The organism is Flavobacterium esculini (assembly GCF_048284325.1).
In the GTDB taxonomy this organism is placed as follows: domain Bacteria; phylum Bacteroidota; class Bacteroidia; order Flavobacteriales; family Flavobacteriaceae; genus Flavobacterium.
This window is the reverse complement of the sequence record NZ_JBLVPI010000018.1, coordinates 78,158-101,616: the sequence shown is the minus strand read 5'-3', so window position 1 is coordinate 101,616 and position 23,459 is coordinate 78,158. Positions and strand designations below refer to the sequence as shown.

Sequence of the window (23,459 nt, the reverse complement as noted above, 5' to 3'; positions counted from 1 at the left end):
AAATGTCATTTCCAACTGATGATGCTGTGCTAAAATCAGTATTTTTGGCCCTGAGAGAATCAACCAAAAAATGGTCAATGCCTATCAAAAATTGGGGAATTGTTTTAAACCAATTTAACCTTATATTTGAAAAAAGGCTCCGATTATAAAATCGAAGCCTTAACTTTTCAACTTACACACTTTATGGGATAGTGTCGTTTTTATAAAAGGATGAGTAGATAATATTCACTCTTAATTATTAAAAGATTACTTCTATAGTAGTTCCGTTCCCTATATCTGAATTAATTTTCAATTCTCCGTCTAATGATTTGGTCCTGTCTTTGATGTTTTTCAGTCCAATACCGTATTTTACTTTTTCGGGATTAAATCCGATACCGTTATCCCAAATTCGAATGGTTATTTTATTGGCGGTTTTCAATAGCATTATATAACATCTTTCTGCTTTTGAGTATTTATTGATATTCTGAATAGCTTCTTGTATGATGCGGTAAATATGTATTTTATTAGTACTTGAAACCAATGACCAGTCAATGTATTTATCCACTGATACGTCAAACTTTGTATTATATTGGTTTTTTTGGGACTCTACTAAAATTGTTATTATCTCCGGCAAACTTTTGTCTTCAAAAAGTAGGTTTTGCGTTAAATCATGCGAAACTCTTCTAATTTCGTTCTCCGCTTTTTCTAATTCTGTCACTAATTGCTGCTTTTTTTCGGCAGCATTGGGGTCTAATTGAATTAAATTAAAACGAGTCGTAAAAATGCTATTTACTATCCCATCATGCAATTCCATGGCTATTCTGTTTCTTTCCTCATTGCGCGCTTTTTCGGTTTCAGATTGTTGCGCTAACATTAGCTGATATATTCTTTCGTTAGCCGCTTGTTGTTCCTGAATAAAAAGCAGTTCTTTATTTTTTGATTTTAGACGGAATATTACAAAAAAGACTCCTAAAAAAAGAATGACAATTCCGGATCCAATAATAATATTGGTATTCCTCTTTGACAAAATTTCATTATTCTCTTCTATCTGATCCGTCTCATAGGCTATTCTGGCAAATTTATTTCTGGTTTGCCTTTCTACATTTTGAATACTATCATTAACCTTAAAGTATAAATTAGAATAAAAGGTTTTGTTTTTAGAATCATTTTCAGTCAATAATTTCAATGATTGAATAACATCGGAATTACTTTTAATTTTTTTGGATAAAATAAATCCTTCTTTAATGTAAGCTAATGCTTTAACGGTATCTTTTTTATAAAGATAATATTCTCCAATCCTTATTTTACTCGATACTATACCAGATAATATTTGAAGGCTGTCTCTGATTCTTAATGACTCAAACAGTAATTTTTCAATACCTTTGTTGCTTCCTAATTTCATTTTTGAATATCCCAGATTGTTCAGTAACATGGCATACAATTTCGGATAATTTAGCTTTAAATCTTTTGTATGCAATCCTTTGTTATACAAGTAGATTGCCTCTTGATAGTTACCCGATTTTTCATAAACTCTACCCATGTTATTATAACAGGATATTCTTGACTTTATAATTTTTTCTTTAGGATAATTTTCACTTTCCAGTTGTTTCAATTGCTTTAGAGCTAAACCAAAATATTCTAAAGATTTTTTACAGTTATTTAATTCTTTTAATGAAAGAGCCAGTAAATTATAGCTTTCGTAAATTAATCTTGCATTATTGATTTTTGAAAGTAATTTTAAAGCAGTTACAGTTTCTATTTCACTTTCGGTAAAGTTTCCTGCATCGAATAATATCCCCGCTTTATAGAATGCGGTTTTTCCTATATTCAAAGTGTCTTTAATCTTCCTGTACAATTTTTCTGACTGAGAATAGTAACTGAAAGCACTGTCCAATTGCGTTTTGTCATCATAATAATCACCTAAATAGTATAAAGATTTTGCTACGTGAGAGCTATCTTTATCTTTAACGGACAAACGATGAATCTTTCTTGTTATACTTAGATACTTATCAAGTGAATTAAGACCATAATATTTAACGGCAATTTTAAAATATAGATTTCTTGTAACTGAATCATTTTCTTGACTCTGCAATTTTTGTGATAATGTATCCAAATATTTTTCCTCTTCATTTGGTTCTAAAGACTTTGCCTCAACCTTTTTCAAAAAAGCTAAAACATCATTTTTTTTTTCAATCTCAAATTTATTTTTCTGGCAAGAAACCATCAATAGTAAGAAATTAACCAACAGAATTTTCTTGAATTTTGTTTTCAATTTTTAAGAAATTTATTAATCTCATCAAAAATAAAGATTAAAAACCAGACAAACTTATTTTTAAAAGTGATTGTCTGGTTTTATTATTATATTTTTTATGTTTTGGTCTTATCGATATTGTCATCGCCAGCGTCAAGAATAACAGGACTTGGGGTAGCTGTTTTTTGGATGTTATTATTATTTGTGTTTTCTTGTCCTTCAAGACTGTCTGTTGTACAGGATGAAGTTAAGATTACAGCCGCAACGCAGCCCATAGCAATTAATAGCTTTTTCATAAAAAAATGTTTAAAAATTAGAAAATTGTTTAACTGGCACTAATCCATAATGGAGTACCTTTTTTTTAAGAAAAGCTGGGAAATAGCTGTTCTAAAATATTGAGAATGACACTGCTTTAAAAGCAGATTTTCCCCATTCTCAATACTTGTTTAGAAGCTTCTGATGCATTATTATTGAGGCAAATTAACAGGTAAAAATGAGGGTATTTTTAAAACATCAAGAGGTTATAGTGAACGTATTGAGTACAGTAGTTTAAGAAGGAATCTAAATGGTGAAACCCTATATTTTGAATATTGTAAAGAATAGAATCAGGTTAAATATGGACTGGAAGATGGTATTTATGGGAACTAAATATTGATTTTTCGAATTATGGCGTCGATATTATCTCTGTAGGTAAGTGAGAACGGCAAGATTTCATTATAATTGAGATAACATTTTGATTTACTAAAATGGATGCGTGAAACATGATTAATGTTAACAATATAACTTTTATGGATCCTTAAAAAATAGAATGGTAAAGTATCTTCGAAATGCTTTAATGTTTTATAAGCATTCACTGTTTTACCATTGTACAATTGAATGTCTGTTGTGTTGTTATCTGCTTTTAAATAGGCAATGTCTTGTAGGGATACAAATTGATAGTCACTGTAGGATTTAATACAAATCGTTGTAATATTGTTTGGCGGGTTTCTTTTTTCAAATTTAAAAAGGCTTTTTCCTAATTCATGCAAATGCAAGGGAGCCATTGTATAATCGGAAAAACCGGATTGTATTGCCTTCAGCGCATAATCTGGTTCCGAAGCTAATGCTATGAAATAAGGCATAGGATCTACGTATTGAAATAAGTCATTAATCGTTGTGAAAAGAGAAGCTCTCTCATTAGATTTGATAGGAATTCTTATTATTATAAGTTGTGGTTTTAGTTTTATAATTTGATTTATTGCTGTTTGACTATCTTTGGCAATCCCAGCACAAAAATAATTAGGGAAATTTTCGAAGAGCTCTAAAGTTTCCTTAACAGCAGTGCTATTATCATCAATAATGAGAAAAGAAAAACGCATAGTATCATACTAAAAATAAGAGGAGTGCAATCTAGATAAGAGCCAATTTCTTTTGTTGCAGAAAAACTGCCTATTTTGTTAAAGTTAAATAGCCCAATTCATGAATATATTTATAGTAGACGATCATCCCATGACTGTAGAAGGATATGTTAATGCCCTTTTAGCAGCTCCTTTTGGATTATGTCAACCCATTTTCACAAAAGCAAAAAATTGTGAGGAAGCCTATACTGTCTTGTCAAGAGCATCTTCTCCCAAACAACTATTTGATATAGCCATCGTTGATAAAGGCTTACCGGGTTATGAGGTTAAATCTATTTTATCGGGTAGTGACTTAGCTATTTTGATACGAGAAAAGATGCCTAACTGTAAAATTATTATGATTACTGCACATACTGAAGTTATCATCGTGTATGACATCGCTAAGAAAATACGACCTGAAGGACTCATCATAAAAAATGATATTACTCCAGAGAAATTGCAGCAAGCTGTAATGGAGATAATGCAAGGCAACCAATACCAAAGCCCCACGGTAAAAAGCTGTATCAATGAAATATGGAAAAAGGAATTAATGATTGAAGATCACAATCGTCAAATCCTATTGTATTTATCAAAAGGATTTAAAATAAAGGAGTTGGAGGGAATTATTCACCTTACAACAAGCGCTATCCAAAAGCGCATCATCCGAATGAAAAAAGCTTTTGAGGTAACTGATGACTCAGGTCTAGTGAAAGAAGCCATTAAACAAGGATTTATTTAAAACCACTTTCGTAAATTTTAACATATTTTACTCAAAAACAACCTTCTTTGTTAAAGGTTGTTTTTGTTGTATCCCTATTTCATTTCTTCTTTATATGTTTGGTAAAAATTATCTTACATTGTTGTTTTCTAAATAAACTAAGTGCACGTAGTTGATGGAGGAATATGATCGTGATAATAATTTTTAAAATAAATGTTTAATAACTAAATTAAAATTATGAAAAAATTAGAAGATTTCGAATGCGAAAAAGTTGAAGTTAATACAATTTATGGAGGTCTATTGGCGGAGCCATCTTCCCAAACATGGACAGACGTTCCAGATCAATATGAGAATAAATTTGATCAAACTGATAAGTAGAGAATAAAATTGTAATTTAATTTACACCGAATATTTAGGCATATTTTATTGTGCCTAAATATTTTTTTATATAATAATAATATGATACTTATACTGAGTAAACCAGCAGAAAAAGACACCGATAGTGTGATTGAATGGTTAAAACATTACGAAACACCCTTTATTAGAGTTAATGATGATGAGCTCATGCAAGGTATTACGATATTTTCTTACAGCACAAATAGTACTGAAGATTCTTATTTTGAAATACCTTCCCAAAGAGTTTATTTAAAAGATATTACGGTTGTTTGGTATAGAAAATTTGGTTTTTTAACCGAATATGATTTAAAGCTAAATGAAGAGAGAGATTTATTGAATTTTCTTTATGATGAATTTAAAAGCATAAGAGAGTTAATATTAAACCTTTTAAAAGACAAAAAATGGCTATTTGATAGAAGTTTAAAAAAATCCAAATTAGAAGTTTTAGAAATTGCCAGAAAGTGTGGTTTAGAAATCCCAAATACAATTATAACCAGTGAAAAAAAGAAACTGAATCTTTTTTTAAGAGAAAATAATAACAATATAATAACAAAATCAATTGCAGAAGCAATGGTTGTTTATTTGAAAAAAAAATCAGTTGCACTAAGTACTACAAAAATTATAACAGTAAACGGATTGAATAAAAAATTTAGTCCCTCCTTATTTCAACAGTATATTGAAAAAGAGATTGAATTGAGAATTTTTTATATAATGGGCAAATGTTATACAATGGCAATTTTTTCTCAAAGTAATCCCAAAACGCAATTAGATTTTAGGGCATATGATACAGAGAAGCCAAATCGATTTATACCTTATGAGCTTCCTAGCGCATTGGAAAAAACAATTGATATATTCATGAAAACGCTCAAATTAAATACTGGGTCAATTGATATGATTAAATCATCTAAAAATGGAAATTATTATTTTTTAGAAGTAAATCCGTCAGGTCAATTTGGGATGACTGCTTTTCCTTGCAATTACCCTTTGCATAAAATTGTAGCTCAAAATCTTATATCATTAAAAAATGAAAATTAAAACAAGCCTACCAGTTATTGCTGATTTTATAAAAGGAGATTTAAATTTTACTAAGATTAAAAAAAGTAAATTTAAATTTATTGAGTCAACTTATTATCAGACAACAAAATCATTTTATGGAAATTATTATAAACCACTATTTTTAAAAAGGGAGAATGCTAAATAAAGAATTTAAGTTGTTTACAAATTGTATTCCAGTAAAAGGAATCAATAGAGGTATAATAATAGATATACAAAGGGATACTTATCATATTATACCTAATAGTATTATTGATTTAATAAATGAATATTCTGGGAAGAAAGTATATAGCTTATTTCAGGATTTTAAGAATGATAAATATATTCTAAAAAAATATATGAGGTATTTTTTAGCTAATGAATTAGTTATTTTGACAAATTGCAGTAACCAATTTCCATTAATTAGCTTAGATTATGAGAGACCAAATGTAATCGATACTCTAACCATAAATATAGATATGCCATTGCAAAACTTAATGGATATATTGGATGCGAATATAGATTATTTAGGTGTTTGTTGTTTAAGATTAGTTTCGCATAATTTTCAAACCAAAAAATTAATTCAGATATTAAAATTTTTACAATATTCTAAAATTATGTCAATTGTAGTTTATGTTAAATATACTGCAGAATTAGAATTGGAACTAAAAAAAATTAAATCAAAATTGAATAGAATTGAAGTTGTCTTTTTTGATTGTGATAAATTTGGCGTCAATTTCACACCTGTTCTTAACAATTTTTCTTATGAAGAAAAATCATTAGAAAAAATATTATCTATGAAAATTGAAAATTCAAATGATTTTGTGTTTTCAATTGAGGGATTCAGCGAGTCTTTAAAATTTAATAGTGTCTATAATAGAAGCCTCTATATTGATCAAACTGGAGACATTAAACGTTATATAGACGATGACTTAGTTTTTGGTAAAATTTTAGAAAGTAACATTAAAGACGTTATCTTCAATGTGGAAATTTTAAATTTTTGGACAATTTCAAAAGACAAAATTAAAGTATGCAATGATTGCGAGTTTAGATATATTTGCCCAGATGGTTCTATTCCATTTAAAGAGGAGCAAACAGATTTATTATATTCAACGATAACAAAATGTAATTATGACCCTTATAAAAACCTTTGGAATAATGACTAGATATTTTAATTTATTACTGTTGTTCCTACTCATTTCTTGTAGCTCAAATAAAAGTAAATTAGCTAAGGAAAATTATTTTAATAGAAATTATTTTTACAATGCTTCTTTGAAAGTTGGAATTGATTTTGATAAAAATATTCAATTCAGGGAAGGTCCTTTTGCTAAAGAAAAAGAACTAAAAAAATTATTAAAGAGCAATAAATTATCATCAAAAGATCTTTTTTTAGTTGCTGATTCGAAAGAAAATGGGACTGAAATCTATTTTTTCTATAAGAATATAAAAGCATTAAATGGTAATTTAACTAATTCTAAAATCATTGTTAATGACACCGTAAATAATATTTTATTTTTTGAAAAACAAAGAGGCACGAGAAAAATTTTAGGTTTGGTGAAAACCAATAAAACTAATCACAACTCTTCAATATTTGTTACTGATTTGTTGAATAAAATAACTCTTGACTCATTAAATACAAGTAAGATGTCATTCCCTGCCATATTTATCAATAATTTTCCATCTGTCCATCCGAATCCTCTCTATGCTAGCAAAAAAATATCAACTGCCCCTTTAAAATCTGAGGGAGAAAATGATGATAAATTTCAATTGTTATCTACTGTTAATTCTTTTATCTCTAATAATAAACTATATGATTCTTTAATTGTGGGTTACGAAAAACTCCGGAAGGAAGAATTTAAATCCTTGATTGATGATTTATCAAAAAAAGATGAAGTTTCTAAAGGCAATACAGTTTTTATGAAGATTGCCGAAATAGCGAAACAAAACCAAATTATTATGCTTAATGAAGATCACTACTATCCAAAACACAGATTGTTTGCGATGGAATTATTAGAAACTTTAAAAGCAAATGGATATAATTATTTGTCTTTAGAGGGGTTCAATATAAGTAAAAATAAAGAGTTAACTCCAAATTATCGTAATGGGCTATATACAGATGAACCCTATTTTGCACATTTCATCAGAAAGGCAATATCTTTAGGGTTTACTGTTTCAGGGCATGAAAACTTTGATAAAGGGATTGAAAGGGAAATTGGTCAGGCAAAAAATATTATAAATATTTTAGAGAAAGACTATAGTGCAAAAATTTTTGTATATGTTGGGCATTCTCATATAGAAAAGAAAAATGAAAGTAAAAAATGGATGGCTGAATATTTTAAAGAATTATCAGGAATAAACCCAATAACATTCAATCAAACTGTTATTTGTGCAGACACAAAAGAGGACTTAATTTTAGTGCCTCGCAAATATCTAACTGACACAACAAAAATAAAATCTTCTGCCGATTATTTTTTGGTTAATAACCTAAAACCAACTTTAAAAATAATATATCCGAATGCAATATTCAAAAAAACAATCATTAAAGACGCAAAATTTTCGGACTATAAAAGCAAAGAGGTTTTAGTTGAAATAGTTGATTTTAAAGAATTTGATTTAATAAAAAACTTAGCTATTCCAATTCATAGCTATTTAGCAATCCCCAAAAACAAAAAAATTAGTTTTGAACTACCAATTGGCAAATATCACATTTTTGTTAAAACTGACGATAATAAAACAATCTTTGATGATGATATAATTATAAATTAATGACAAGATTTCCATACTATCATCAACCCGACGAAAAAGATTGCGGTCCAACCTGCTTAAAAATAATAGCAAAGTATTACGGTAAAATAGCTAGCATCCAAGTCCTACGTAATTATAGCGAAACTATTAGAAATGGCAGTAATTTGGGGTTAATAAGTGATGCTGCTGAAAAACTTGGTTTTAGAACATTAGGAGTAAAGTTAAATTTAATAAAACTTAGCGAAGTACCTCTCCCGTCAATATTGCATTGGAATAAAAACCATTATGTTGTTTTATATAAAATAAAAAAAGGAAGATACTACATTTCTGATCCAGCATTTGGATTGATAGAATACACTACTGTAGAGTTTTTAAAGTTTTGGATTGGCAATAATGCAAATGAAAATACGGAAGAGGGAATTGCTTTATTATTGGAGCCTACTCCAAAATTTTTTCACAACGAATTTGAAAAGGAAGAGAATAATACATTTGGTTTTTCTCTTTTAGCTCAATATATTTTGCCTTATAAATCTTTTTTAACTCAATTGATTATTGGTTTATTTGCAGGCAGTATTTTACAGCTAATTTTTCCTTTCTTAACTCAAAGTATTGTGGATGTAGGTATACAAAACAGAAATATCCACTTTATTTATCTAGTTCTTTTTGCCCAATTATTTTTGTTTTTTGGAAAAACTGCTCTAGAATTAATACGGAGTTGGATTTTATTGCATCTTTCAGCTCGAATCAATATTTCGTTAATTTCTGATTTCTTTATCAAGTTAATGAACTTACCAATTTCGTTTTTTGATGTGCGAATGACAGGTGACATTATGCAGCGTATTAACGATCATCACCGCATAGAACGTATTTTGACTACATCATCTCTCAATGTTTTGTTTTCACTAATCAATATGGTGATTATGGGAGGGGTTTTGGCGTATTATAATATCCAAATTTTTATGGTTTTCTTTTTAGGAAGTATTTTCTATTTTTTTTGGGTAATACTTTTCTTGAAACGTAGAGAAAAACTCGATTACAAGAGGTTTACTGAGACTAGCCAAGAACAAAGTAAAGTGATGGAACTTATCAATGGAATGCAGGAAATAAAATTGCACAATGCCGAGAAGCAAAAACGTTGGGGTTGGGAGTACGCTCAGGCTCGACTGTTCAAAGTTTCTATGAAAGGATTAGTATTGGAACAAATTCAAACTGTAGGGTCTAATTTCATCAATGAATTAAAGAATATCATCATCATTTTTCTTTCGGCTAAGTTAGTTATTGATGGCGAGATAACTTTGGGTATGATGTTGGCTATAAGTAGTATTGTTGGAAGCTTGAATGGTCCAATTGTTCAATTAATTACTTTTATTCGCGAAGTACAAGATGCAAAAATATCGCTTGCTCGATTGTCTGAAATACATGAAAAAGAAGATGAAACACAACAAGAAGCAAATCAAAGACATGATATTCCCAAAGATTGTGATATCATCATTAGACATTTATCTTTTCGTTATATTGGTTCGGATATTCTAGTTCTTGAAAATTTAAGCCTTATTATTCCAGCACACAAAATAACAGCTATTGTAGGTACAAGCGGTAGTGGTAAAACGACTTTAATGAAATTGTTACTGAAGTTTTATGAACCTAATAGTGGAGAGGTTATCCTCACCCCCAGCCCCTCTCGAGAGGAGAGGGGAGCCAGCGTTGATTTGGGAAATCTTTCTCAAAAAACATGGCGTGCCAATATAGGAGCAGTAATGCAGGAAGGTTTTATTTTTAATGATACGATAGCCAATAATATTGCTCTCGGAGTTGACACTATTGATAAAAAGAGGTTGGCTTATGCTGCGGATGTAGCCAACATTAACGAATATATTAATGGTTTGCCTTTGGGTTATAACACAAAAATAGGAATGGAAGGTCTTGGAATGAGTACAGGACAAAAACAACGATTGCTTATTGCCAGAGCGGTTTATAAAAATCCAGAAATGTTGTTTTTTGATGAAGCTACATCAGCCTTAGATGCCAATAATGAAAAAGTTATTATGGAAAAACTAGATATTTTCTTCAAGAACAAAACCGTTGTGGTTATTGCACATCGATTAAGTACCGTTATGAATGCTGACCAAATTGTAGTTCTTGAGAAAGGTAAAATTATTGAAATAGGCGATCATCAAGAATTAGTAAAACAAAAAGGGAGTTATTATGAATTGGTGCGAAATCAGTTACAGTTAGGTAATTAGGATTATAGATTAACGAATTTAGAATTAAAAAAAATGAACAATGCCTAAAAATAAAGAACTAGAGCTCCGTAGCGAAGAAGTCCAAGAAATTCTTACTCGAATCCCCAATTGGATGATTCGCTGGGGTACGATAGTGGTTTCTGTTGTCATTTTTATGTTACTTTTTTCCACATGGTTCATCAAATATCCTGATATTGTTTCTGCCCCCATTGTAATAACGACCAACATTCCCCCCGAAAAAGTTATAACCAAAACCGCAGGTAAAATTGAAACTATTTTGGTACAGGATAAAGCTATGGTATTAGAAAATACCCCTCTTGCAGTTGTTCAAAATACAGCCAATTACCAGGATGTTTTTTTATTGAAAAAACTGTTGGAAACGCATGCCAATGGTACTAATTTTGATTTTAAACTACTCTCAACTGCCCAACTAGGAGATATTGAAAGTGCCTATGCAGGATTTCATGAAGCATATATCGCTAATGAATTAAACGCTGATTTACAGCCTTACAAGGTAGAGGGAAATGCCCAAAATTCTGAAAGTGTTCAAATCTCAGCTCGTTTAGCTATTTTGCAGCAACAAAAAAGTTTGAATGAAAGCGAATTGCTATTGCAAAAAAGTGATGTCAATCGATACGAAATCTTGTTCAATAAAGGAGTAATTTCAGCTCAGGATTTTGAGAATAAAAAACTAGGTTATCTTCAAGCGGAGAAAAGTTATAGAGGTTTGTTGAGTACTATTTCACAATTGAAATCTACTTTGATTGACAATTCTAAAAATAGTAAAAGCACTAAAATTAACGGAACCAAGGAAGAAATCAATTTGAAAAGTAACAAAACTCAAGCTTTTTATCAGTTGAAAAAAGTAATAAAAGATTGGGAATTAGCATATGTATTGCAATCTTCGGTTACAGGTAAAGTTTCTTTTTTACAAATCTGGACAGCCAATCAAACCATTACTGCAGGTGATGCTATTTTTGCTGTAATTCCAACGTTGGAAAAAGGGTATATTGGAAAGTTGAAAGCGCCAGCGCTGAATTCTGGAAAAATAAAAGTAGGTCAAGAGGTAAATATTCGATTAACTAATTTTCCGGACAGTCAATATGGAATGCTGAATGGTAAAATCAAGAATATATCATTAACACCCGATAAAGACGGGAATTTATGGATTGATGTAGTTTTACCAAAAAAACTGGAAACTTCTTATCATAAAACAATTCCATTTCAACAAGAAATGTCAGGAAGTGCTGAAATTGTTACTGAAGATTTAAGGTTGACTGAACGATTGTTATATCAGTTTCGTGATGTTTTTAGGAGGTAATTCGTTCGATAGTACTTTTTTTATTGGAGTTTAAATCAGAATTTTTAGCATCCAGTTTATATCGCAAAATCTACTTAACCTGACTTATTTTTTTAAGCTTAGTATGGAAATAATTTAAGATATTTGGTACTATCGCAATCCAAATTTTAACATAGTTTGTTGTTAAACTACCTCATTTGTTAAAGGTTGTTGCTGAAGTTTTTTTATTGATAGCTGACGTCCTACTTTCGGATAATTAATTCTCTAAATTAATTATTTGTGAAGAAAATACTCTTGGTGATAGCTATAATTATTGCTTTCCTTTTCGTTGACTTTGTTACACTAAATAAGACACAAACTAAAAAAGTTTCTAAAATTACGGAACAATTGCGTAAAGGAAAAATTGTGTGTTAAGCGATTTAACATCAGCTTACTGTTTCCAAAAAAAAAGGAAAAAAAATTATGTCGTGCCAATCTTATAGCGTATACGGAATATTCAGTTCTATCTAAACAGAGTTAAGGGGTTTTGAAGATGGAAAATTAAGGGAAAAAGAACTATAAAGACATTTGTTTTGAGATTACTTTGTTTTATGAGTTTGGCAATTTTTATAAAAATAATTTAAACAGGAATATGAAAGATTTTTTTAAACAATTGTTCAGATGGTCAGGTGATGAAATAGATAATTACGAATACAATAATGCTGAAGATATAATTTTAAAATGTTCTGAATTAAGAAGCGATAAAAGACATTCTGATGCGATAAGACTCTATGAGAAGTTTACTGATGAAATTATGGAAAGCGACTATGAAATTGTTGGTCTCACAACTATAATAAAAATTTGTCAAGAAAATTTCGACACACCAAGAATGGTTAGTTACGCAAACCGTTTAAAATCGGTAGCTCCCGACCACCCCTGGGTAATTGAATTAAGTAAATATTATTTAGTATAATGCTAAAAAAGAATAGTAGTTTATGAATTTAATATAACAGTAAAATTTTTAATGATTTATTTATGAATAACTTTCTTTAATGATTATTTGATATTGTACTTGCTTAAAGATTTAATCGAATAATAAAGATATTTATAAAATGAACAGGTTTTTTATTATTATCTCTATAGCATTGCAGTATTGTCATTTTTTTTGTTATGAGACTGCTAGAAACTAAATCAAAAGATATCTATTAACTGATATATGAATTTCCAACATTAATTTTGGACTGCTCTTTTTTGAGCTCCTGAATAAAAAAAGAGGTCGGCATCTCAGCTCTGGCAAGAAAAGCATTGGCAAACCGTTGCGTGCTACTAAAACCAGCTTCTTCAGCTAATGCTTTATTGGTATAATTTCTCATCATTTTATCCGTTTTCAATAATGAAATTAGATAATCGATCTTTAAATCATTGATGTACTCTGTAAATTTTTTATCTCTGTAATGGTAGATTATCTGTGACAGATATTTAGTATTAGAATCAAAAGCTACCGTGAGCTTTGCCAATGTTAAATCTTTTTCCAGAAATTTTTTATCCTTTTCAAATTTTTCCAATTGTTTCAAAAGAGAGGCAACGGTATCCTCATTTATGTTTAAAGCTCCTTTGTTTGTGTTTTTGGCTAGAACTTTAGGGACCTCGCTTTTTTTCATAAGCTCCTCAAATTTTTGTCTGTACATATTCTTGTTTCTAATATGGCTGTAGACAAGGAAAAGTATGGAGAAAAATAAAAAAGTGATTACGGTTATAAAAATGAAGTCATTGTATTTTCTTCTATCAAGAAGAGTTTTAATATTGTTTCTTTCTGAAATGATTTCTTTAGTATCATACTCTTTACGAATTCTACCGGATAAATATTCGAATTTAGTATCTAAAATATGGTCCGCTTTAAGTAATTTTTCGATGTAGTGAAGTTGTGCCTTGAGATTATTTTGGGACTTATAATACTTTATTATCAATTCGTAATTTTCCAAGAGATCTGGACGAATGTAACTTTTAGCATCAAAAATCTCATCTACTTTTCTGAAATACGGTAGGGCCATTTTAGGTTGCTTAAGCGCCCAGTAGCTTTTTCCGATATAAAAATACCCTACAGATTCATTTGCGAAATCTTCGTTCTCCCGAATGGCAGGTAGTGAATAGGTTATTTTTTTAATAGCCGTTGCATAATTGTTTTTGAAATACTGATTTATCCCTTCCGAGTGAATAAAGTAGGACTCCATTTCATTATTGGCAAGCCTTTTACCTTCTGTCAGACCCTTTTCGTTTGTTTCTGAACATAAACCGTAGTTACCTATTTTGTTATAGCAAAGACCCATTAAATGGAGTGAATTCAGATACGCTCTGGCATTTTCATCTTTAAAATAAGTAATGCATTCACGGAATAATGATATTGCTTCATCATAAAACCTCAGATAGTATTTTATATTGGCAATATTATATTTCACCTTATAAATTAAATAGTTATCGTTGGTTTTAGAAATGAAATTATTTGCTATTAGGAAATTGTCTAAGGCATAGTTATGTTTTTTCTGAGCATAATATACAATTCCCTTTGAAAGATAAGCGGAACCGATTAAGGCTTTATCCCTCGACTTTTTTGCAGTATAAACCATGCTGTCTGTATAGACCAGTTTTAAATTTTCGGGTGAGTGATGAACATAATTTTTATATCCGTTTATGATCTGTTCCGGATTTTTTTCTGATTTAGCTTTTTGCAAAAAGGATTGAAGATATAGTGACTGTTTTACACTTCCATCTTCTAATTCTTTTATGCGTTCAAACAGATAATCGTACTCCTTACTTCGAAGTGTATCTGGAATTTTAAATGCGCTTTCTTGTGCATAAGCTAGATATCCTAAGAATAGGAATAATAAAAACAGATATTTTTTAATCATAGGTTAAGTAAAAATTGGGAACTTTTCCTCTACAAAATCATTTTTGAGCATAGGGCAATGCTTTACAAAAAGGTCTGTGGGATATTTTGCAAGAAATCACCTCAAATGTAAGTTAAACAATTGATAATGATGAATTTTTAACAAAAAATAGGATGTGGATTTTCAGAAAATCCATAGCATAATTACTGGAAATCCATAGGCAATGTGTTGCAAGGTCGAAATTCGACTTCTAGCTTTGCCTTGAATTCAAAAGCAAAAACATTTGGCATCGTGCCAGATTAAAGTTCTGCTTACCCGGGTGAAATGAACTGAAGAATAAAAGTACTCAGTACCATTTAACACATTTTAATCATGAAAAATATTTCATTAAGATTAGTGATTTTACCATTGCTAATTATTTCCTGTACCTCTGAAACTATTTATACTGCTGACACTGGTGTTAGTAAAGTCAGCGGCAAGAAATCAGAAAAAGGGGCACGTCTGATGCAAACCTTGACCCCTGAAAACCCAGCAAACGTATATGACTACGTCGGTAAGTTACATAATGACCTACTGGAGACTTACTTGGCAGGGAACTATCAGTACACTACAATTTCGCAAATTAGCGAACAGATTGAATCCATCGCAGCTGCAAATAGCGATCTGACGCTTTTAAATTTGGAAAGGAGCATACCTGTTAATCTTGAAGAGATACAAGAGATTGTAAATAATCCGGAGGCTAAACTGGATGAGGCCATTGCAAATTCGTCCATGACAAGTGCTGCAAAAATTAGTCTTTCCAGTTTTATGAACGCTGCACTTTTATGGAATAACGAAGAGTATGGAGCGATCTATGAATCCATAATTTCGTATGAATCGGCTGTGATGACTAATATTAACTTTAGTGATGAGGATAAGAGAATAATCCTCACGACATCATCTATAGCCAGATATTCACTCTACTATGATAAGCAGCCGCCCTATGATGAAGATTGGGGTACATCTGTAGGTAATCGTGTTGGAGGAGTTAGTGGCGCTATCGATAATTCATTTACGGCGGTTAGTAGATCACTTGTAACAGGCATTATGATAAACAATGTTGTAGCTGACAGATGATGTATCGAATCCTATTGACTGAAAAGGAAATAATATATGCGTTTACAGTGTTTTTGATCCTTTTCAATCTAGTTAGCCTTTATTTCATCGTAGACTTATTGAGCTACGATGAAATAATTGGTTATCTCACAAATGGTGAGATAAAAAGTGGTAACCCACGGAATTTAGCATTTCTTTTTTTCGGGACTACTGTTTCAAATTTATTATTTGTTTCAGTCGTATTGTTAGCGAAATTACTTTCTCCTAATCCTGTGAAAACAGATGAAGTAGAGTAAGAGGTAATTCATTCATTCTATAAATTAAAATTGTAGCACAAAATATTATTTTGGGAAACAAGAATTCAAAATATAGTCCTTTAGGTTTGGTAGTCCATGTTTATGAAAATATTTCATCTAATATTTCATTCCATGAACTGGTTAAGGTAGACTGCTTTTCGATACTGATCGTAAACTCAGGTTCTTTAAGTATTCAAATAAAAGATGCAAAGATTTATCTTTCTGCAAATGAAATTATAGTAATTCCAACAAGGTCTTCTTGTGAAATTTTGGATAGGAGTGATAAGCTGCAGATTTCTTTAGTATCATTTCCCTCAGCGTTTATTTTTAAAAACAGTATAAGGAGGCCGTATGTAGGATATTTTGAATTTTTTATTACAAAAGTCCCTTCTAAGGTTTCTCTTAAAGGTAAAGATGCAGTACTACTAATTGATTTATTTAAATTGATAGATAGCAAAAGAAGACGCTCAGACAAGCATATTTTTAAAAATGAGGCAGTGCTCTTTAGTTTTAATCTATTACTATATGAGTTAGCAGGCATATACAGCATGTACTCGCGGCATATTAAAATAAGATACACCAGAAAAGAAACAATTGTTATGCAATTTTTTAGAATTTTAGAAAGTAATTGCAAGACACAACACGGCGTAAAGTTCTATGCTGATGCTTTGTTTATTACTACTGGTCACCTTACCAAAACGGTTAAGGAAGTGACTGAAAAAACAACAAAGCAATTTATTGAAGAAGCACTTATTTTGGAGGTAAAGATCTTACTTCAAAACGAAGATTTGACCATTTTGTATATTATGGAAGAATTACAATTTAGCAATATTTCTTTTTTTAGCAATTTTTTCAAAAAATACACTGCGATGTCTCCATCGGAATATCGCTTAAGGTTAAATACCTATTGAATAATTTAAAGTAAACAGGTTAGAAATATTCTCTAGCAATATTGATCAGAGTGCTTTTGATAATAAGTCAAAAGTACTATTTAGTAAATAAAAGTAAGAAGTATGAATCAGACCTATCTTTTAGAATGGCTAGATTTACTGGTAACTTTCACCCTGAATCCTAGCAAAACTGATGTAAATGAAATAACAACAGTCCAGTCAAAGGCAATTATTGAAAAGACAATAGAGCAAACATTATTTATTCAATCTGAATTTAAGATCAAAGTTTTTTCGCTTAATAAGGAAAAGCAAATTAAGATTATAGTCGGGAATTATCATTCCTCCTTAATAATTTTTTTAGATAATGTTATCGAGAGAAGCCATAATGTCGCGTTTGAAAGATTTGATTTAAAGCAAGTGATAAACACGTTAATCTCGTGTTTTGATGAGCTGTTATCTTTTATAGAAACTCGATTCTCTGATTACTTAAGTTTAGATCTGCGAGTTCCTGCAACCTATTTGGTGATATCAAAAAAGAAACTGAAACAGAAAATTGATAAATTGAAAAATAGCTCAACTTCTACTATAAATGATCAAAAGGTTACTACTATACTTTTTGATAGTTTGTATTCTTTCGTAAACTCCAAAGGAAATGAAAAGGTAACATTCCGACAAGTATTGTACAGGAAGCAATTGATCAAAGAATTAGAATTGCTAAAAGTTATGCAGAATAAAGACCATTCTAACTCAGCATTAGACGAGATCTTAATTTACATGAATTTTAATAGTAGGACATATATAAACTATTTTACAAATTGCGTGGCAGACAAAATAAATTGTTGTGAAAATGCAACTGGTAAGATGGAAACTCTTTTGTTTTATTTTAAAGAATTCAATCAGATTCATTGCAAGGACGGGGTAATCCTAAACCCGCATCATCAAGATTTGAAAACGGTCTTAAGCGATTGGTTTAAACATGAAATGATGTATCTAGAGAAGAAGTTACATTTCTCAGTTATTCCCCTAGTCAATGTTGATAAGAAACAGAATCAAACAACTGTAATTGGTAATATGAACGACAAAGTTTTATGCAAGCTCTCAACAGATCAGACGGCGTTACTATTGCGTGCCTCTGATGAATTAAAAATTCTCATTGCCAAATCAATGAACCATGTCTTTAAAACAATAGTCCCATTCTTATCAACGCCTAACAAAGTCGATCTTTCTTACGATTCAATGCGCAGTAAATCCTACGTCGCAGAAGAAAGAGATAAGAAAATCGTGATTGAAACATTAGAACGGATGATAAAGCAAATAAAAGAATATTAATTGAATGGCAATACATTTAAAATATAACAAATATGAAAAAACTATCTTACATTTTAACGGTTGTAATCATTACTATAACTAGTTGTACTAACAAGACTTTAGACGAGAAAACAGCTATCGAACTCATTAAGAAAGAATATCACTATCCTCGGGTTTTAGATTATGATATTTATCGCAGTGATCCGGAACATGCCCGAAAGGTGCTGAAGTCGGGATTGGAAGAGAAAGGAATGGTAACTGTGCAACGCACCCAAAAGCTAAAGGATATTGGAGAGCCTTTGATACACTTTACAGATGCAGCTAATCCTTATTTCTTACCCACTTCTGAAGATGATAAAAAAAGTAACATTCAAAAAGTAAAGATTGCGGTTGAGGGATTTGGCGCCATTAAGGAGATCATGATTTTGAATTCCGGTAAAATGGCAATTGTTGAATATAGTACAGTGCGAAATAATACTGTTTTTGGATCTTTATTAAGAAAAGGTTCGTCAAGAATAAAGCAACATAAAGCCCATTTTTTACTAATGGAAAACGGATGGCGGATTATGAGCAAGTCAGATGTTGATTTATTGATCCTTCAATAAGGAGCACACTTATTTTTATATGCTCGAACTACCTACTATAATTTTTCTGTTTCGGTTTATATTTTTTTAATTATACTGTTTATCAAGCCTCCTTTTTGGAGGTTTTTTTATTTTTTATATTTTTTTTTTTCTCTTTTTCCATTGGTTTTTCTGGGGTTACAAAGGGAACAACTCGGGTACAACAAAAAGTTGGACTTGTGGAGCTTTGCAGTCCATCGTTTCTTTGCCCTGTAATGATGAACATCCCGGATTTGGAATACTTTTCAATTATCCGTGTTGGAAAAACTAATGTAGAACGATAAAAATGATGAGCGTATGTTTACAAACATTTCATGGGGCAATTATATAGTTGTAGTTGTCCTGCTAGGAGTAAGTTGGTATTTATTTGTTGGGTTGCGATTTTACTTTGCAGATATTAAAGATATTGTATCAGGAAAACGGAAGTTTCAATTTCAAAGTTATCCGCAAATACCATCTGAATTAGCTTATCAGGAATCTCCTGATAATACTCCCTCTCCCTCTTATTTAACAGAATCCGACCAAACTTTTAAGGATGTAGATCATCTGGTAGAAAGATTGAAAAATGTTGTCGCAGATGCGGCTCAAAGAAAACTGGTCCAACAGGAATTTATCGATTATATCGGATTGGTTCTTACTGAATATCCATCTGTAAAAAATTCTCCGTTTCGCTCTTCAGTCAGCGAACTTATTGTCTCTGAATGTGACAAACTTGACTCTATCCATTTAACCCAACAAGAAGCGGAAGGGTTATGGAATAAAAAAAACTAATACAACATTGCGGAGGAAATGCCCCTGTCCGTCTCATGCGGTATGGTTTTATGTGACAGGAAAGAGGTATTGAGACAGCGGCTAAACCTCCGCTTTTTTATCTAATTATTTGAATTTTTAAAATAATGTGTTATGAAAAAGTGTCTCTCGAATTTTAGAAAATTTACTCAACAAAAAAAAGGAATTGTCACTACTGCTCTTATTGTGCTGGCAGTTAATTATCAAGCTTATGCCCAAGACGGTCTTGCCGGAATTAACGAGGCTAATGCGCAGGTGCGAAGCTATTTTGATGCCGGTACCGAACTGATGTATGCAATAGGTGCTCTTTTGGGCTTGATAGGTGCTGTCAAGGTATATCAAAAGTGGAATGCAGGAGACCCTGATACTGGAAAAGTGGCAGCAGCCTGGTTTGGAAGTTGCGTTTTTCTTGTTGTTGTGGCAACTGTAATTCAATCCTTCTTCGGAATTTAACGGTATTCGACATAGTATTATCTCGACTAAATAATAAAATATTTAGAATTCCTTTTGAGAAAGAGTATCGATTCCAATATCGCAATAAACCCTTTATTAAATATTTTAATCCTTTCCGATTGTTCCCCGTTTGATAGTGAGTTTTCGGAAATGTATTCTCAATTCAGGGAAAGTTTGGATTCAGTCATAAGAAGAAATCACTTGAATTATTGCCCCCTTCTTCTATCATCTTTAAAAGTATCAACTCTTAAAAACACTAACCATGGCAAACAGTGTGTATCAAATCAACAAAGGTATTAATCAGAGTATTGAATTCAAGGGGCTTAAAGCGCAGTATATATGGTATTTAGGAGGGGGTGTTATAGTTCTATTATTTCTTTTTTCTTTTATGTATATCATTGGTCTGCCATCACTTGCCTGCATTGGTATCATAGGTACTTCAGGAGCATTATTGGTCATGAAAGCTTATAAAATGAGCCATAAATACGGAGAACATGGCATGATGAAAGCTTTAGCCAAAAGACAAATACCTAAAGCCATTAGAACGCAGAGCAGGAAAATTTTCAAAATGGAAAAATAGCATTTGGCCAAAAATTATAAATATGTAAATAAAGGAAGATGGAAAAGATGATAGATGATATTTTACCGATTATGGATGTGGAACACGACTGCATCCTATCCAAACAAGGTGATGTGACTGTGGTGTTCAAGGTAGAACTTCCTGAGATATTTACCTTGTCGGATCAGGAATACGAAGCATTTCACCAAGCGTGGCTTAAAGCTATAAAATTGCTCCCAAAGTTCAGTGTATTCCATAAACAAGACTGGTTTATTGATAGCAAATTTGAAGCTGATTTCACTAATGAGGACACTAGTTTCCTTACACGAAGTAGCGAGCGTTTTTTTAACGAGCGTCCTTTTTTGGATCATTCCTGTTATATTTTACTGACCAAAAAACCAGCAGGCAGAAAAACATCCAGTTCCTTGTTCTCTAATTTACTTAGGAGTTCAATAGTTCCCGAAGAAGCATTAAATGAACAACTGCGTCAGGAATTTATAGATAGTACCGGGCAATTCAGACGAATATTGGAAGACAGTGGTTTTGTGAAATTAACCCGTCTGGGTAATGACGAACTCAGAAGTCATAGTAGAAAAATGGGTATTATAGAGCGTTACTGCTCGCTTTCTGAAAAAGAAGACTCTTTTATTTTTAAAGATATCGCTTTCAACGACGGCTTGCAGGTTGGAGATAAACATTGTCAAATTTATACGCTGGGTGATGCAGCTGACCTTCCTGCTCTTTGCGGTTCCAGAATCAACTATGACAGGTACTCGACTGATAAGACCAAATTCAGTATAGGCTTCGCATCTACCTTAGGACAGTTGCTTTCCTGCAGTCATATTTATAACCAGTACATTTTCATAGAGGATGCCCAAAAAATGTTACAGAAGCTAGAAAGTAAAAGATTACGATTGCAATCACTATCTGCTTATAGCAGGGCGAATCTAATTGCGCGTGATGCTACCAATGATTTCCTGAACGAAGCGATTAGCCAGCAGCGCTTACCAGTAAAGGCTCATTTTAATGTATTGGCGTGGACAGAAGATAAAGATGAACTGAAAAATATAAAAAACAAGGTTTCTTCAGCACTGGCACAAATGGATGCAGCTGCCAAGCAGGAAACCGTTGGAGCAGCCCAAATTTATTGGGCAGGTATTCCCGGAAATGCCGCAGACTTTCCCATGAATGACACTTTTGATACGTTTGCAGAACAAGCGGTTTGCTTCCTGAATATGGAAACGGGATACCGTTCGTCACTAAGCCCCATTGGAATACGTCTGGGAGACCGCCTGACTGGTAAGCCGGTGCATGTTGATATCAGCGATGAGCCTATAAAAATGGGAATATGTACCAATCGGAACAAGTTTATCCTCGGGCCTTCCGGAAGCGGTAAATCCTTTTTTACCAACCATATGGTGAGAAGCTACTATGAACAAGGGACTCATATTGTACTCGTTGATGTTGGACATAGTTACAAAGGACTCTGTGATATGGTGGGCGGTTATTATTTTACCTATGATGAAAAGAATCCTATTCGGTTTAACCCCTTCTATATCAGCGAAGGGGACAGCTTGGATACAGAGAAAAAGGAAAGCATAAAAACCTTACTGCTGGCGCTTTGGAAAAAAGACAATGAAACATTCAACCGAAGCGAATATGTTGCATTATCCAATGCATTACAGTTGTATTATGAAAAGCTCGAAGCAAACAAAGAACTGTTTCCTTGTTTTGACAGTTTTTACGATTTCCTGAAAGGTGATTTTGTCAGGGTGCTGGAAGGGGATAAGGTAAAGGAAAAGGATTTTGATATCAATAATTTCATGTATGTATTGCGACCCTATTATAAAGGAGGAGAATTTGACTACCTGCTTAATGCCACAGATAATCTTGAATTATTGAAAGAGCGGTTTATTGTATTTGAGTTGGATAATATCAAGGATCACCCGATACTTTTTCCTGTCGTGACGATCATCATTATGGAGGTCTTCATCAGTAAGATGCGTAAGCTCAAAGGGGTCCGGAAAATGATATTAATAGAGGAAGCTTGGAAAGCTATTGCTAAGGAAGGTATGGCAGAATATATAAAGTATTTATTTAAGACAGTGAGAAAGTTTTTTGGAGAGGCAATAGTGGTCACACAAGAAGTGGAGGATATTATTTCATCTCCTGTGGTTAAGCGAGCTATCATCAATAACAGCGATTGTAAAATATTGCTGGATCAGAGTAAATACCAAAATAAATTCGACCAAATTCAGGAATTGCTGGGACTTACGGAAAAGGAAAAAGCATTGGTTTTGTCGGTCAATAAGGCCAATGACCCCGATAAAAAATATAAGGAAGTATTTATCTCCTTGGGAGGAATGTTGTCTAAAGTGTATCGTACAGAAGTATCCCTCGAAGAATATTTGGCCTACACTACAGAAGAAACAGAAAAAGTAAAAGTACAGGCTTACGCCAAAAAATTTGATGGTGACATCAAAAAAGGGATAGCGGCACTGGCAAATGATTTGCGTGCGCAAGCTTGAGGACAAAAATTAAA

At 31.9% G+C, this 23,459-nt stretch carries 21 protein-coding genes and 1 pseudogene; 18 read left to right on the top strand and 4 right to left on the bottom strand.

Annotation, left to right across the window (positions count from 1 at the left end):
- Positions 1–149: pseudogene (locus tag ACNQGG_RS15040) on the top strand (IS256 family transposase); the annotation flags it as partial.
- An 89-nt stretch (positions 150–238) separates the two neighbouring features.
- Here the strand turns inward: ACNQGG_RS15040 and ACNQGG_RS15035 are convergent.
- From ACNQGG_RS15035 to ACNQGG_RS15025, 3 genes are all read right to left on the bottom strand, one after another.
- The gene (locus ACNQGG_RS15035; protein WP_417965308.1) at positions 239–2,251 is read right to left on the bottom strand and encodes a tetratricopeptide repeat-containing sensor histidine kinase; all 2,013 of its coding nucleotides are present in this window, start codon (positions 2,249–2,251) and stop codon (positions 239–241) included.
- 95 nt (positions 2,252–2,346) lie between these two features.
- Positions 2,347–2,526, bottom strand: coding sequence for a hypothetical protein (locus ACNQGG_RS15030; protein WP_417965306.1), 180 nt, complete (start codon positions 2,524–2,526; stop codon positions 2,347–2,349).
- Between the two features lie 348 nt (positions 2,527–2,874).
- Positions 2,875–3,588 carry a LytR/AlgR family response regulator transcription factor gene (locus ACNQGG_RS15025; RefSeq protein WP_417965304.1) on the bottom strand — a complete coding sequence of 238 codons (714 nt, stop codon included), beginning with the start codon at positions 3,586–3,588 and terminating at the stop codon, positions 2,875–2,877.
- A gap of 100 nt (positions 3,589–3,688) precedes the next feature.
- On the opposite strand from ACNQGG_RS15025, the gene ACNQGG_RS15020 reads away from it, so the two are divergent.
- From ACNQGG_RS15020 to ACNQGG_RS14980, 9 genes are all read left to right on the top strand, one after another.
- Positions 3,689–4,345 carry a response regulator gene (locus tag ACNQGG_RS15020; RefSeq protein ID WP_417965302.1) on the top strand — a complete coding sequence of 219 codons (657 nt, stop codon included), beginning with the start codon at positions 3,689–3,691 and terminating at the stop codon, positions 4,343–4,345.
- 216 nt (positions 4,346–4,561) lie between these two features.
- The gene (locus tag ACNQGG_RS15015) at positions 4,562–4,702 is read left to right on the top strand and encodes a hypothetical protein (RefSeq protein WP_417965300.1); all 141 of its coding nucleotides are present in this window, start codon (positions 4,562–4,564) and stop codon (positions 4,700–4,702) included.
- An 81-nt stretch (positions 4,703–4,783) separates the two neighbouring features.
- Positions 4,784–5,755, top strand: coding sequence for a grasp-with-spasm system ATP-grasp peptide maturase (gwsG, locus tag ACNQGG_RS15010; protein ID WP_417965298.1), 972 nt, complete (start codon positions 4,784–4,786; stop codon positions 5,753–5,755).
- Positions 5,745–5,921 carry a hypothetical protein gene (locus ACNQGG_RS15005; protein ID WP_417965296.1) on the top strand — a complete coding sequence of 59 codons (177 nt, stop codon included), beginning with the start codon at positions 5,745–5,747 and terminating at the stop codon, positions 5,919–5,921. Before gwsG ends, ACNQGG_RS15005 begins: the two co-directional genes overlap by 11 nt.
- Entirely contained in the window at positions 5,911–6,918 is a 1,008-nt protein-coding gene (locus tag ACNQGG_RS15000; protein ID WP_417965295.1) for a hypothetical protein, read from the top strand. Before ACNQGG_RS15005 ends, ACNQGG_RS15000 begins: the two co-directional genes overlap by 11 nt.
- Positions 6,884–8,518 carry a hypothetical protein gene (locus tag ACNQGG_RS14995; protein WP_417965293.1) on the top strand — a complete coding sequence of 545 codons (1,635 nt, stop codon included), beginning with the start codon at positions 6,884–6,886 and terminating at the stop codon, positions 8,516–8,518. The genes ACNQGG_RS15000 and ACNQGG_RS14995 overlap by 35 nt, the downstream gene beginning before the upstream one ends.
- A complete protein-coding gene (locus tag ACNQGG_RS14990) occupies positions 8,518–10,740 on the top strand; it encodes a peptidase domain-containing ABC transporter (RefSeq protein ID WP_417965291.1) in 2,223 nt (740 codons plus the stop codon). The genes ACNQGG_RS14995 and ACNQGG_RS14990 overlap by 1 nt, the downstream gene beginning before the upstream one ends.
- A gap of 40 nt (positions 10,741–10,780) precedes the next feature.
- Positions 10,781–12,061 (top strand): HlyD family secretion protein, encoded by a 1,281-nt coding sequence (locus tag ACNQGG_RS14985; protein WP_417965289.1) that lies wholly within the window; start codon positions 10,781–10,783, stop codon positions 12,059–12,061.
- A 610-nt stretch (positions 12,062–12,671) separates the two neighbouring features.
- Positions 12,672–12,992 (top strand): hypothetical protein, encoded by a 321-nt coding sequence (locus tag ACNQGG_RS14980; RefSeq protein WP_417965287.1) that lies wholly within the window; start codon positions 12,672–12,674, stop codon positions 12,990–12,992.
- A gap of 232 nt (positions 12,993–13,224) precedes the next feature.
- Here ACNQGG_RS14980 and ACNQGG_RS14975 read toward each other — a convergent pair whose 3' ends face one another.
- Positions 13,225–14,925 (bottom strand): AraC family transcriptional regulator, encoded by a 1,701-nt coding sequence (locus ACNQGG_RS14975; protein ID WP_417965285.1) that lies wholly within the window; start codon positions 14,923–14,925, stop codon positions 13,225–13,227.
- Between the two features lie 351 nt (positions 14,926–15,276).
- Here ACNQGG_RS14975 and ACNQGG_RS14970 point away from each other — a divergent pair, with 351 nt between their 5' ends.
- The 8 genes from ACNQGG_RS14970 (at position 15,277) to ACNQGG_RS14935 (ending at position 23,445) form a co-directional block, all read left to right on the top strand.
- Positions 15,277–16,020, top strand: a complete 744-nt coding sequence (locus ACNQGG_RS14970; protein WP_417965284.1) for a hypothetical protein — start codon at positions 15,277–15,279, stop codon at positions 16,018–16,020.
- A 325-nt stretch (positions 16,021–16,345) separates the two neighbouring features.
- Positions 16,346–17,206, top strand: coding sequence for a helix-turn-helix domain-containing protein (locus tag ACNQGG_RS14965; RefSeq protein WP_417965282.1), 861 nt, complete (start codon positions 16,346–16,348; stop codon positions 17,204–17,206).
- A 102-nt stretch (positions 17,207–17,308) separates the two neighbouring features.
- A complete protein-coding gene (locus ACNQGG_RS14960; RefSeq protein ID WP_417965280.1) occupies positions 17,309–18,514 on the top strand; it encodes a hypothetical protein in 1,206 nt (401 codons plus the stop codon).
- A 32-nt stretch (positions 18,515–18,546) separates the two neighbouring features.
- A complete protein-coding gene (locus ACNQGG_RS14955) occupies positions 18,547–19,098 on the top strand; it encodes a hypothetical protein (protein WP_417965278.1) in 552 nt (183 codons plus the stop codon).
- Positions 19,099–19,413: 315 nt separating this feature from the next.
- Entirely contained in the window at positions 19,414–19,887 is a 474-nt protein-coding gene (locus tag ACNQGG_RS14950; RefSeq protein ID WP_417965276.1) for a hypothetical protein, read from the top strand.
- 132 nt (positions 19,888–20,019) lie between these two features.
- Entirely contained in the window at positions 20,020–20,358 is a 339-nt protein-coding gene (locus ACNQGG_RS14945; RefSeq protein ID WP_417965274.1) for a DUF4134 domain-containing protein, read from the top strand.
- A gap of 262 nt (positions 20,359–20,620) precedes the next feature.
- Positions 20,621–20,938 carry a DUF4133 domain-containing protein gene (locus ACNQGG_RS14940; protein WP_417965272.1) on the top strand — a complete coding sequence of 106 codons (318 nt, stop codon included), beginning with the start codon at positions 20,621–20,623 and terminating at the stop codon, positions 20,936–20,938.
- 38 nt (positions 20,939–20,976) lie between these two features.
- Positions 20,977–23,445: a TraG family conjugative transposon ATPase gene (locus ACNQGG_RS14935; protein ID WP_417965270.1), complete on the top strand. Its 2,469-nt coding sequence runs from the start codon at positions 20,977–20,979 to the stop codon at positions 23,443–23,445.
- The last annotated feature ends 14 nt before the right edge of the window (positions 23,446–23,459 follow it).